Source organism: Streptantibioticus cattleyicolor NRRL 8057 = DSM 46488, assembly GCF_000240165.1.
GTDB lineage: Bacteria > Actinomycetota > Actinomycetes > Streptomycetales > Streptomycetaceae > Streptantibioticus > Streptantibioticus cattleyicolor.
This window is the reverse complement of sequence record NC_017585.1, coordinates 1,259,794-1,271,735: the sequence shown is the minus strand read 5'-3', so window position 1 is coordinate 1,271,735 and position 11,942 is coordinate 1,259,794. Positions and strand designations below refer to the sequence as shown.

The 11,942-nt window shown below is 73.5% G+C and carries 13 protein-coding genes; 11 read left to right on the top strand and 2 right to left on the bottom strand.

Features of this window, described 5'->3' with window-relative positions; genetic code table 11:
* Positions 1 to 185 precede the first annotated feature (185 nt).
* The gene (locus SCATT_RS33375; RefSeq protein WP_041823605.1) at positions 186 to 1,274 is read left to right on the top strand and encodes a PP2C family protein-serine/threonine phosphatase; all 1,089 of its coding nucleotides are present in this window, start codon (positions 186 to 188) and stop codon (positions 1,272 to 1,274) included.
* Positions 1,275 to 1,280: 6 nt separating this feature from the next.
* Here SCATT_RS33375 and SCATT_RS33370 read toward each other — a convergent pair whose 3' ends face one another.
* Positions 1,281 to 1,664: a profilin gene (locus SCATT_RS33370; protein ID WP_014150927.1), complete on the bottom strand. Its 384-nt coding sequence runs from the start codon at positions 1,662 to 1,664 to the stop codon at positions 1,281 to 1,283.
* A 426-nt stretch (positions 1,665 to 2,090) separates the two neighbouring features.
* On the opposite strand from SCATT_RS33370, the gene SCATT_RS33365 reads away from it, so the two are divergent.
* From SCATT_RS33365 to SCATT_RS33335, 7 genes are all read left to right on the top strand, one after another.
* Complete coding sequence (locus tag SCATT_RS33365) at positions 2,091 to 3,314, top strand: ATP-binding protein (RefSeq protein ID WP_014150928.1); 1,224 nt, start codon at positions 2,091 to 2,093, stop codon at positions 3,312 to 3,314.
* Positions 3,311 to 3,724 (top strand): roadblock/LC7 domain-containing protein, encoded by a 414-nt coding sequence (locus tag SCATT_RS33360; protein ID WP_014627018.1) that lies wholly within the window; start codon positions 3,311 to 3,313, stop codon positions 3,722 to 3,724. Before SCATT_RS33365 ends, SCATT_RS33360 begins: the two co-directional genes overlap by 4 nt.
* Entirely contained in the window at positions 3,721 to 4,095 is a 375-nt protein-coding gene (locus SCATT_RS33355) for a DUF742 domain-containing protein (protein WP_014150930.1), read from the top strand. Before SCATT_RS33360 ends, SCATT_RS33355 begins: the two co-directional genes overlap by 4 nt.
* Positions 4,070 to 4,660, top strand: coding sequence for a GTP-binding protein (locus SCATT_RS33350; protein ID WP_014150931.1), 591 nt, complete (start codon positions 4,070 to 4,072; stop codon positions 4,658 to 4,660). Before SCATT_RS33355 ends, SCATT_RS33350 begins: the two co-directional genes overlap by 26 nt.
* A gap of 67 nt (positions 4,661 to 4,727) precedes the next feature.
* Positions 4,728 to 6,119, top strand: a complete 1,392-nt coding sequence (locus SCATT_RS33345) for a cytochrome P450 family protein (protein WP_014150932.1) — start codon at positions 4,728 to 4,730, stop codon at positions 6,117 to 6,119.
* Positions 6,120 to 6,295: 176 nt separating this feature from the next.
* Positions 6,296 to 7,498 (top strand): cytochrome P450, encoded by a 1,203-nt coding sequence (locus SCATT_RS33340; RefSeq protein ID WP_014150933.1) that lies wholly within the window; start codon positions 6,296 to 6,298, stop codon positions 7,496 to 7,498.
* Positions 7,495 to 8,310, top strand: coding sequence for an enoyl-CoA hydratase/isomerase family protein (locus tag SCATT_RS33335; protein ID WP_014150934.1), 816 nt, complete (start codon positions 7,495 to 7,497; stop codon positions 8,308 to 8,310). The genes SCATT_RS33340 and SCATT_RS33335 overlap by 4 nt, the downstream gene beginning before the upstream one ends.
* A gap of 4 nt (positions 8,311 to 8,314) precedes the next feature.
* Here the strand turns inward: SCATT_RS33335 and SCATT_RS33330 are convergent, their stop codons facing one another.
* Positions 8,315 to 9,757 carry an aminotransferase-like domain-containing protein gene (locus tag SCATT_RS33330; protein ID WP_014150935.1) on the bottom strand — a complete coding sequence of 481 codons (1,443 nt, stop codon included), beginning with the start codon at positions 9,755 to 9,757 and terminating at the stop codon, positions 8,315 to 8,317.
* Positions 9,758 to 9,842: 85 nt separating this feature from the next.
* Between SCATT_RS33330 and SCATT_RS33325 the strand changes: the two genes are divergently transcribed.
* The 3 genes from SCATT_RS33325 to SCATT_RS33315 all read left to right on the top strand — a co-directional run bounded on the left by SCATT_RS33325 (position 9,843) and on the right by SCATT_RS33315 (position 11,835).
* Positions 9,843 to 10,730, top strand: a complete 888-nt coding sequence (locus tag SCATT_RS33325; RefSeq protein WP_014150936.1) for a DMT family transporter — start codon at positions 9,843 to 9,845, stop codon at positions 10,728 to 10,730.
* Between the two features lie 50 nt (positions 10,731 to 10,780).
* On the top strand, positions 10,781 to 11,251 hold the full coding sequence (locus SCATT_RS33320; protein ID WP_041823883.1) for a DUF6228 family protein: 471 nt from the start codon (positions 10,781 to 10,783) through the stop codon (positions 11,249 to 11,251).
* Positions 11,252 to 11,361: 110 nt separating this feature from the next.
* Positions 11,362 to 11,835: a carboxymuconolactone decarboxylase family protein gene (locus SCATT_RS33315; RefSeq protein ID WP_014150938.1), complete on the top strand. Its 474-nt coding sequence runs from the start codon at positions 11,362 to 11,364 to the stop codon at positions 11,833 to 11,835.
* The last annotated feature ends 107 nt before the right edge of the window (positions 11,836 to 11,942 follow it).

The window sequence follows — 11,942 nt, the reverse complement described above, 5'->3', positions numbered from 1 at the left end:
CGGGGTCAGCGCCTGCGCGCGAGCGTCACCCCGCCCCGTCGCCCCGGTGGGCAGCCGCCGGATGACGTGACCGCCCCCCGCGGCCGTCCGGGTGCGGTCTCGGCGGTGCGCGGTACGGCGGGCGCGGGCGGGTCCGTAGCATGACGGTCCGGGCATGGCCGGTCGGACGCGGGATCGGGGCGCGGATGGACCCACTCTCCTCGGGGACGGGGTGGCCCCGGTACGTGTCGTTCGCGCCGGCCGCGCTGATCGCCGGCGGGATCGTCTGGAACGTGCTGTCGCCGCAGGACTACTGGGGTGATCCGATGCTGGCCGCCTCCGTGGTGGTGGCGGGGGCGTTGTGTTCGCTGCGCCATACCGTCGCGGCCGGGGCGGCGGTGGTGCTGGGCGAGGTCGCGCTGGTGGCGAAGGACGGTTACCTCGGGCACCCGGCCGGCGCGGTGCAGTTGGCCAACGCGGTCTTCGCGGCGCTCGTGGGCCTGGGGGTGAACCGGGTGATCGCCCGGCACGGGCGGCGGCTGGCCGTGGTGCGTTCGGTCGCGGAGGCGGCGCAGCGCGCGGTGCTGCCGGTGCCGCCGTCCCGGGTGGGTCCGCTGGCGGTGGCCGCGGTCTACCAGGCGGCGCAGGACGAGGCGCAGATCGGCGGCGACGCCTACGCCGTCCAGGACACGCCGTACGGCATCCGGCTGCTCATCGCGGACGTGCGGGGAAAGGGGCTGGGCGCGGTGGGGGTGGTCTCCGTGCTGCTCGGCACGTTCCGGGAGGCGGCGGAGCAGGCGCCGGATCTGGGGACGCTCGCCGGACACCTGGAGGCAGCGTTGCTGAGGGAGGCGGCCCGGCGCGAGGAGGACGTGCGGCTGGAGGGGTTCGTCACGGCGGTGCTGGCCGAAGTCCCCCCGGACGCGGCGGAGGTGTGGCTGCTCAACTGCGGCCACCCCGCGCCGTACCTCCTCCACGGCGGCACGGTGACGGCGCTGGAGCCGGACGAGCCGGGGCTGCCGCTGGGGATGAGCGTGCTGGGGGCGGCGCAGGCGCCCGCCGAGAGCCGGCCGTTCCCGGTCGGCGGCACGCTGCTGCTGGTCACCGACGGGGTGACGGAGGCCCGCGACCGCCACGGGGTCTTCTACGAACCGGTGGACCGGCTCGCCGGCCGGGGCCCGTCCCGGGGGCCGGAGGACGTGGTGGAGGCGCTGGTGCGGGACGTGACGCAGTGGACCGGCGGGCCGCGCGACGACGACATGGCGGTGCTCGCCGTCACGCGGTGCCCCGGCTGAGCGGGGTCAGCCCCGGTCGTCGAGGAGGCGCCGGGCCAGTTTCTCGACGGCCTCCCTGGCGCGCTCGGGCACGTCCCGGCCGTCGTAGACGCCGACGACCAGCGCTCCACGGGCCTGGAGGGCGACCAGGCCGCTGTCGCTGTTGGTGCCGTGCACCACGTGCGGGTCGCAGCGGCCGGCGGTGTACCGGGCGCCGCCCACGGTGAACACCCGTCCGGCGATGGAGCGTTCACCGAGGAGCAGGGCGAGCGAACGTCCCTCGTCCGGCCGGACGGCGAACCCGGCCGACGCGCCCCACGTACTCCCGTTGAGCCCCAGGATCGCCCCGTGCCGCATCTGCCTGGTGCCCACCAGATGCCGGTCCACGTACTGCTGCCACACCGTGTTCATCCCGCCGCGTCCCCTCACCGTCGAGAGCTGTCGGCGACCAGTCTGCGGCCTCGGATGAACCCCGTGTGACGGTCTCCGTGCCCTTGTCCACGCATCGGGTGAACGGCGGGGCCGGGTGGCCGTGACGGGTCCCAAGGAACGGGCGCGCGCGCCAACTCCCTTTCGGACAGGGTGGCTTGACCTGGGGGGCAACCGGCGGCGCGGGGGCGGGGCGCGCGGATGGGGGTGTGCTCCGGCGGGTGGTCCCGGGGCCATGACGGGGGTCGATCTCCGGTGCCAGGGTCTAGTACGCTGCCGCAGCGTTATGCGTTGCTACCGGGGGGCGTTACCAGCCTGGTGGGGCAGACGCGGTGGGGGCCGCCGACGACCACGGGCCGGTGACGGGGCGGCGTTTCGCCCGTCGGAATGCCACTGGAAAAGAGTCTCATGACGTCATTGGTGAAAGATCCCTTCTTCTGGGCCTTGCTCTTCGTCCTGTTAGTCGTCGCCGTCGCCTTTCCCCGCAGCCGCCGGATCAACCTCCGTCTGCGCAGGGGCAACGCGGAGCTGGAGGAGGAACGCCAGCGGCTGCAACGCCGGCACGACGAGCTGGACGCGGTGGTCTCGCGGATGCGCGAGCAGCACGCCGTCGCGCTCACCGAGGTCCGCAACGACGCGGAGGAGGACACCAAGGCGGTGCTCAAGGCGGCGATGCGCACCCTCCAGGTGCTCGCCGACGAGCAGCAGGTCGTCATCGACAAGGTGCAGAAGAAGTACGGCGACGACCCGCAGATCCTGGCCGACCTGATGATGGTCGACCACACCAACAGCCAGTTCGGGCGCCGGGCGCAGGGCATCGCGGTGCTGTGCGGCGGCTGGCTGGGCCGCCGGGAGGAGGTGGCCTCCATCTACGACGTGGCCCGCAGCGCCCAGGGCCGGATCCGCCACTTCGACCGGGTCCGCATCCACGCGCAGTTGAGCGTCTCGGTGGCCAGCAAGGCCGTCGAGCCGGTCGCCGTGGTGCTGGCGGAGCTGCTGGCCAACGCCACCAACTACTCCGCCCCCGGCGCCCCGGTCGAGATCAACATCCAGTCGGTGCCCAAGGGCGTCTGCCTGATCGTCGACGACGCCGGGCTCGGGATGAGCCAGGAGGAGAAGGAGCGGGCGTCCGAACTGCTCCGTCCGCGCTCGCCGATCAGCATCACCAGCCTGGGCAACCCGCCCAAGTTCGGCTTCGCCGTCTGCGGCATGCTGGCCGCCCGGTACGGCTTCAGCGTCTCCGTCGACTCCGTCTCGCCCTACGGGGGGGTACGCGCGGTGGTTCTCCTCCCGTCCGAACTGCTCACCAACGACGTCGCGCCGCCCCCGCCGGTCGAGGTGCCGGCCGCCGAGGGGAGCGAGCCGGAGCCCGCCCCCCAGCGGCTCGCCCCGGTGGCCGACGCGGCACCGGCGCCGGAGCGCGCCGGGACGACGGCGGGCGGGCTGCCCAAGCGCCGCCGCAAGAGCCCGGTCTCGGTCGTCCCGCAGCCGCAGTCGGTCTCCGCCGGCCCGATACGGCTCGGCGAGCCGCCACGGGGGGTCGAGGACACCCCGTCGCGGCTCGGCGCGTTCCAGCGCGGAACGCTGTCCGGACGTGACATGTCTGCCGAGGAAGGATCCGAACTCCAGTGAAACCCGATCTCTCGTGGGTGCTCAACGACGTGCTCCAGGTCCCCGGTGCCCGGCACGCCATCCTCGTCTCGGCCGACGGGCTGCTGATGGAACGCTCCAGCGACATCGGCCGGGACGCGGCGGAGACCAACGCCGCCGCGATGAGCTCGATGCAGTCGCTGAGCCGGGCCGTCGCCCCGTTCGTCGAGGGCAAGAGCAGCGGTGAATTCGGCAACTGGCGCCAGACGCTGGTGGAGTACGACCACGGCTGGGTCTTCCTGATCGCGGCCGGCAGCGGCGCCTATCTGGCCGTGTCGGCGGCGCCGGACGTGGACATGGAGGCGATGTCGTTCCGGATGCAGCAGCAGGTGAGCGCGCTGGGGAAGGCCATGACCAGCCCGGTGCGCCGCAACCCCGGTATCGGCTCATGACCGACTCCGGCGAGGAGCAGCCGGTCACCGGGGGTTTCGTCCGCTCCTACGTCATCACCGGCGGGCGTTCGCTGCCCGCCGCGGACGCGTTCTCCCTCGTCACCCTGGTCACCGTCGCACCCGACCGGGAGGAGCCGCCCCGGCTGGGCCCGGAGGCCCGCGCCATCTGGGAGTTGTGCTCCGGCGGCTACCTGTCGGTGGCCGAGGTCGCAGCCCACCTGGAGCTGCCGGTGGGCGTGGTACGGCTGCTGCTGACCGACTTACACGAACAGGGCCACTTACTCCACCGCGCACCGCCACCGCCCGCTCAAGCCGTCGACAGGACAATCATCGAGAAGGTGTTGCATGGACTCGAACGTCGATTCGGCTGAGCGGCGCTACGTCCCGGACGCGGTGACGACCGCCGTCAAGATCCTGGTCGTGGGGCACTTCGCGGTCGGCAAGACGACGCTCATCGGCACCCTGTCGGAGATCACGCCGCTGCGCACCGAGGAGCGGATGACGCAGGCCTCGGCGCACATCGACGACCTGCGGGGGGTCCCCGACAAGGAGACCACGACGGTCGCCCTGGACTTCGGCCGGCTCACGCTCGGCGAGGACCTGGTGCTGTACCTGTTCGGCACCCCCGGTCAGCAGCGATTCATGCAGGTGTGGGAGGACATGGCCCGCGGCGCGCTCGGCGCGCTGCTGCTGGTCGACCCCTCCCGGCTCGCCGAGTCCTTCCCCGTCATCGACCTGGTCGAGAAGTACGGCCTCGAATACTGCGTGGCGGTCAACTCCTTCGCGGCCCAGCCCCGGTTCGCCGAGGACGAACTGCGTGAGGCGCTGGACCTGCTGCCGCACACCCCGGTGGTGTTCTGCGACGCACGGGACGCGAAGACCTCGTCCGGGGCGCTGATCACCCTCGTCCGCCACCTCCTCCAGCGCGTCTCCTGACCCTGTTCCCCCTTTCCCCTCCCGCTGCCGGGCCGTACGCGTCCCGGATCTCACCAAGGAAATACGCATGGATTCTCGGCAAGGGCCCATCCCGCCGGCCACGCCCGTGGGGTGCCCGGCGCACCACACCACCCAGGCCGCGCGCATGCCGCTGTACGGCGAGGAGTTCGCGGCCGATCCGGGCGCGGTCTACGACCGGTTGCGCGCGTACGGTCCGGCCGCGCCGGTCGAGCTGGCCCCCGGCGTGGAGGCCACGCTGGTGACCGAGCACGAGTCGGCGCTGCGGGTGTTGCAGAGCCCGGCGCTCTTCGCCCGGGACTCGCGGCGGTGGAAGGCGCTGGCCGAGGGGCGCGTGGCGCTCGACAGCCCCGTCCTGCCGATGATGGTCTACCGGCCCAACTGCCTGTTCACCGACGGCACCGAGCACCTGCGGCTGCGCAAGGCGGTCACCGACAGCCTGGGCCGGCTCAACGTCAACCGGCTGGGCCGGGACGTCGAGCGGATCGCCGACTACCTGCTGGACCAGTTCAGCGAGCGCGGCATGGCCGATCTGCTCAACGACTACGCCAAGCTCCTGCCGCTGCTGCTGTTCAACCAGCTCTTCGGCTGCCCGGCCGGCATCGGCGACCGGCTCACCGCCAACATGGCCGCCATCTTCGACGGCCAGGACGTGATGCGCGCCAACGAGGAGCTGACCGCCTGCCTGATGGAGCTGGTCGCCCTCAAGCGCCGGCAGCCCGGCAACGACATCACCTCCTGGCTGGTCGAGCACCCCTCCGGGCTCAACGACGAGGAGCTGAAGGACCAGTTGGTGATGTTGATGGGGGCCGGGGTGGAGCCCGAGCGCAACCTCATCGGCAACGCCCTGCTGCTGTTGCTGTCCGCCGACTCCTCGACCGGGCGCTCCGGGATGCGGGTGGAGGACGCCATCGACCAGGTGCTGTGGAACAACCCGCCGATCGCCAACTACGCGACGCACTTCCCGGTGCAGGACGTCGAGCTGGGCGGCGTGCCGTTGCCCGCCGACACCCCGGTGGTGATCAGTTTCGCCGGCGCCAACACCGATCCGGCGCTCACCGAGGCGCACCAGGTGCTGAGCAAGGGCGCCCATCTGGCCTGGGGGGCCGGTCCGCACGCGTGCCCGGCGAAGGACCCGGCGCAGTTGATCGCGCTGACGGCGATCGAGCGGCTGCTCAACGCGCTGCCGGATCTGACGCTCGCCGTTCCGCAGGGGTCCTTGCGGTGGCGGCCCGGACCGTTCCACCGCGCCCTGGTGGCGTTGCCGGTGCGGTTCTCCCCGACGCCGGGGCTGCGTACGGCCGCGGCCCGGCCGGTGACGGCGTCGCAGCCGGCCACGGTCCCGCCGGCCCGGACGCAGACCGCCTCGTCCTCCGGCGGCACCGCCCCGGCCAAGCAGAAGGGCTGGTGGAGTTCGTTCCTCGACGTCTTCCGGCTCTGAGGCGTGCGCGAGCGCCGGGCATGTGACACCGACAACATCAGCATGCGCATACCAAGGGGTGGGAGAGGGTAGATCGCCTTCCGGCAAAGGGTAGGCCCGTGTACCAGCCGAAGGAGCGTCGCGTGTCCGTCATGGGTGATCCGGGGGGATCGGCCGGCAGAAGAGCGGTTGTCTCCGTGCTCGGACGTCTGCGCTCGGCCCAGGGGCTCGCGGACCCCGCACCGCTGTACGACGAGTTGCGCTCGTTGGGCGATGTGGTCCCCGCTCCCTGGGGCGGGTACTTCGTCACCGGTTTCCAGACGTGCAGCCAGGTCCTGCGCTCCAGGACCTGGCTGGTCCCCGACTTCGCCTGGCAGGAACGGCAGCCCGACCCCGCCCGCTGGCAGGCGCCGGCCACCCGGGAGATGACTGGGACCCTCTCGCGGCTCAACCCCCCGGTCCACACCTGCCAACGGCGCAGCCTCGGCAACCTCTTCGACCGCGCCACCCTCACCGCCCTGACCCCGCACGTCGAACGGCACGTCGCCGGCCTGCTCGACGGGCTGGAACGGCGGCTGCGCGCGGACGGCACGGCCGACCTGGTCACCGAGGTGAGCGAACGGTTACCGCTGCTGACCGTCGGCGGATGGCTGGGCATACCGGTGGCCGACCACCGGCACGTCCTTCAGTTCACCCACAACCAGGTGCACGCCCAGGAACTCCTGCCCCGCAAAAGCGAGTTGGAACAGTCCGCGAGGGCCACCGTCCAACTGCGGGCGTACTTCACGGACCTGGTGCGGCAGCGGCGCCGCGCGCCGGGGGACGACCCGGTGTCCCACTGGATCCGCACCTGGGACGCCATGGAGCCGGACCGCGCCGCGGTGGACGAGATCGTCTACCGGCTCACCATGTTCATCACCATCGCCTCGCTGGAGACCACGGCGACGCTCCTCTCCTCCATGGTGTGGCACCTGCTGCGCCGGCCCGCCCGCTGGGACTGGCTGCGGGAGAACCTCCAGCACGTCGCGGACGCCGTCGAGGAGACCCTGCGCTACGACCCGCCCGTCCGGCTCAACAGCCGGGTCGCCGCCGAGGACACCGAACTGGCCGGGGTCCCGATCCGCAAGGACGAGATGGTCCACGTGATGTACGGGGCGGCCAACCACGATCCGCGCCGCAACCCCGATCCCCATGTCTTCGACATCCTGCGCCGCGGCATCCACCTGACCTTCGGCGGCGGTGCCCACTACTGCCTCGGCGCGGCCCTGGGCCGGCTGGAGGCCCGTACCCTGCTGACCCGGATGCTCCAGCGCTTCCCCGCCCTGCGCGCGGTCGCGCCACCCGAGTACGCACCCCGCATGGTCTTCCACCGCCTGACCTCGCTTAGGGTGACCGCGTGAACACCGCCCAGCATTCCGCCGCCTACGCCTCCCCCCGGCCGACCACGCTGCGGGTGGAGCGCCAAGGCGCCGCTCTTTACGTGGAGTTGGCCTGTCCGACGGCCGGGAACGTCGTCACCGACGCCATGCTCGACGAGTTGCTGCACGTGCTGGACGATCCGCACCCGGAGATACGCGTGATCGTCCTGTCCGGCGCCGGCCGGGACTTCTGTCTCGGCGGCGACCGGCGGGAGTTCGCGGCCCACCTGGCCGAGGACCCCACCGGGTCGGGCATCCGTGTCTCGGGGACCAAGGCCCGCCGGGTCTGCGAGGCGCTCACCGCCAGTCCGGCGGTCACCGTCGCCCGGGTGCAGGGCCGGGCGATCGGCGCCGGCCTCGCGCTGGCCCTCGCCTGCGACCTGCGGGTGGGCGCGGACACCGCGAGCTTCCGCCTCCCCGAACTCGCGCTGGGGCTCCCCACCGCCTGGGGCGGGCTCCTCCCCCGCCTGCTGCACGAGGTGGGCGCCGCCCGGGTCCGCGAACTCGTCCTCACCGGCCGGGCGTTCGGCGCCGCCGAGGCCCACGGCCTGTCGGTGCTGCAGAAGGTGGTCCCCGAGGAGGAACTGGACGCCGCGGTCGCCGCCTGGGTCAAGCCCGTCCTGCGCCGTTCGCCGGCGGCGCTGCGGGTGACCAAGGCGCTGCTCAACTCCTACGCCGCGGCCACCCGGCTCGCCGACCCCTCGGCCCTCGACTCCGAGTTGATGGCCTCCGTCCTCGCCGCCGCCCACTACACCCGCCGCGGCGCCGACGTCCACCGCCTCGGCACCGACTGACGGCTCAGCACACCCCGGCCTCCGCGCACGCCGCCGCCAGCCGGGCGACCCCGTCGGCGATCTCCTCGGGGCCCGCGGTGTCGGCGTAGCTGACGCGGATGTGCGGGGCCGGGGCTTCGGCGGCGTAGTACGGGCGGCCCGGGGCCACCGCGACACCGTGCCGCAACGCGGCGGTGGCGAGCGCGTACTCGTCCGCGCCGTCGGGCAGGCGCAGCCACAGGTGGCCGCCGCCGTCGGGCAGCCGGTCCGGGACGAGTCGCGGCAGCGCCCCGCGCAACGCGGCCACCAGCGCGTCGCGCCGGGTACGCAACTCGGCGGCGACGGTGCGCAGATGACGCGGCCAGGCCGGGGCGCCGACGAGTTCCAGGGCGGCCTCCTGGAGCGGACGCGGTACGAAGAAGCTGTCGACCACCTGGATGGCGCGCAGCCGCATCAGCACCGGACCGCGGGCGATCAGCGCGCCCACCCGCAGACTCGGCGAGGTGGCCTTGGTCAGCGAGGTGACGTGGACCACGGTGCCCTCGGCGTCGTCGGCGACCATCGTCGGGCCGAGCGGTCCGCCGTGCGACAGGCGGCGCGCGAAGTCGTCCTCGATCACGAAGGCCCCGGCCGCCCGCGCGGTCGCCACCACCTGGGCGCGGCGCTCGGCGGTGAGCACGGTCCCGGTCGGGTTCTGGAAGAGCGGCTGGCAGAAGAAGACCCGGGCGCCGGTGGCGGCGAAGGCGTCGGCGAGCAGATCCGGGCGCACCCCGTCGGCGTCCACCGGCACCGGCACCGGACGCAGCCCCGCCGCCCGGGCGACCGCCAACAGCCCCGGATAGGTGGGCGATTCGACCAGCACGGCCGAGCCGGGCGCGGCCAGCGCGTGCAGCGCGGTGGTGAGCGCGGCCTGTCCACCCGCGGTGATCAGGACGTTGGACGGGCCGAGGGCGCCGCCGGCCTCCCTGGCGAACCACGCCCGCAGCGGGGTCACCCCCTCCGCCGGCGGCCGGTCCCAGACGCCGGGCCGGCGCGCGGCCCGGGCCAGCGCGGCGGCGAGCGCCCGCTCCGGCTGGAGGGACGGGTGCAGATAACCGGTGTTGAACGGGATCACGCCGGGCGGCGGTGAGGCGAGGGTGGCCAGCACGCCGGAGTCGTCCACCGCGCGGGGCGCCGCGTCGCCGTGGTCCTGCGCGCTGAGCGCGATCTGCTGCCACGAGGTGTCGGCGGGCCGCGCGCCGGTGGCCGGGCCGGACGGCCGCCGCGCCCGGAACGTCCCGGCGCCCGGCCTGGTCACCACCAGCCCCTCGGCGGCCAGCACGGACAGCGCCCGGGAGACGGTCACCGGCGACACCGCGAAGCGCTCGACCAGCGCACGGCTGGACGGTAGCCGCTCGCCCGGCGAGTAGCGCTCCAGGTCACTTCGCAGGTCTTCGGCGAGCTTCCGGTAACTGATACCGTTGTTCATGAGGATTGAGAATAGCGCTACTGAAGAGCGTCGGATAGCGGTTCGGACAGCGGTTCGACCCTCGGGGTCCGCCGCGGACCCCGACGTGACGTCCGGCGGAGCCACCGCGCCGTCCGTCCGGCGCACCCCGCACGGCGCCCTCCTGGCCGGCCTCGGCGTCCTGATGTTCTCCTTCACCTTCCCGGCCACCCACTGGGCGCTCGGCGGTTTCGGCCCGTGGACGACGGTCACCGTGCGGGCCGTGCTCGCCGCCGCGCTGGGCGGGGCGGCGCTGCTGGCCGGCCGGGTGCGCCCGCCGGCCCGGCGGCACTGGCCCGCGCTCGCCGTGGTGGGCCTCGGGGTGGTCGTCGGCTTCCCGTTGCTGACCACGCTCGCCCTGCGCACCACGCAGACCTCGCACGCCGCGGTGGTGGTCGGCGCGCTGCCGCTGGCCACCGCCGCGCTCGGCGCCGCGGTCACCGGCTCCCGGCACTCCCGCGCGTTCTGGATCGCGGCCTCGGCCGGTACCGCGGTGGTGATCGTCTTCACGCTCGCGCAGAGCAGCGGCACCCCGACCGGTGCCGATCTGCTGCTGTTCGCCTCACTGGTGGTGTGCGCCGCCGGGTACGTGGCCGGCGGACGGCTGGCCGGTGTCATGCCCGGCTGGCAGGTCATCAGCTGGGCCCTGGTCGCCTCGCTCCCCGTCACCCTGCCCGGTGCCGTCCTCGCGCTGCGCGCCGAACCCGTCCACCTCACCGCCCTCCCGGTCGCCGGCCTGCTCTACCTGGCCGTCGGCTCGCAGACGGTGGGCCTCGCGCTCTGGTACCGCGGCATGGCCCTGGTCGGCGTCGCCCGCGCCAGCCAGTTCCAACTAGCCCAGCCCCTGCTGACGTTGGCCTGGTCCTGGTCCCTGCTCGGCGAGCACCTGAGCACGGCGACCATCCCGGCCGCGGTCGCCGTGCTGGTCTGCGTGGCGGTGACGCAACGCACCTGACGCGCGGAACCCGGATGACGGCGTACGCGGTACCGCGTACCGTCCCGCTCATGACCTCCCCGCACGGCGACAGCCCGCCCCACGAACCGGCGGACGTCGTCGTCCGCTGCCGCGACAACCCGTCCGTCGGCGTGCGGTTCCGCGACCGCTTCCGCGACGACCAGGACTCCGCGCGCTACACCGTCGAAGCGTGGGCCCCCGGCCTCACCGCGCGCGTGGACGAGGTGGTGGCCTGGTTCACGGACCCCGACCTCGCCCCGTTCCTGGAGAGCCTGGCCGCCGACTACCGGGGATGGCGGGGCGAACGCCGTTGGCGGACCGACAACCGGGACCTGGCCGTCTCCGCCGTGTTCCGCTCCGGCGGCCACGTCGGCCTCACCTGGACGCTGCGCCCCTGGCGGAACGCCGCGGGCGGATGGGGCGCCTCGGTGACGACGTGGCTCGAAGCCGGGGAGCAGATGTCGGCCCTGGCCGCCGGCATCCGGCATTTCCTCACCGCGTCGCCGGGCTGTCGCGGCTGAGCGGTCACGCCGGGACGCGGAACGACGCACGTCACACCCGGCGATGTCACAGCGGGCCGGGCCGTCTCGTCCCAAGGGTGTACGCACCGACGGACACCGGGGAGAACGCGATGGACGCGCGACTGGATTTCTTCGCCGACGCGACGGCCGGCAAGGCGATCAAGCATCTGATGGCGGCGGGCAAGGCGATCAAGGAGTCGTCGCTGCCGGCGGCGACGCAGGAGTTGGTGGCGCTGCGGGTCAGCCAGGTCAACGGGTGCGGTGCCTGCGTCGACATGCACACCAAGGAGGCCGCCGCGGCCGGGGAGAGCGCGGTGCGGCTGCATCTGGTGGCGGTGTGGCGGGAGGCCACGGTCTTCACCGAGGCCGAACGCGCGGCGCTGGAGCTGGCGGAGCAGGCGACCCGGATCGCCGACGGGGCGGGCGGGGTCGGCGACGAGGTGTGGGCACGCGCCGCCGAGCACTACGACGAGGCGCAGTTGACCGCTCTGGTGGTGCTGATCTCGTTCATGAACATGGTCAACCGGCTCAACGTCGTCACCCGGCAGCCGGCCGGCGGCTACGAGCCGGGCCGACTCCACTGAACCGGCGCGGGGCGCGGGGGCGTTACCCTGGCCTGCCGGTGATCCGGCCGATCACCGGCGGGCCGCCCGCGTTCGCGCGTACGGCCGGGTGGCAGGGGTCCAGGGGG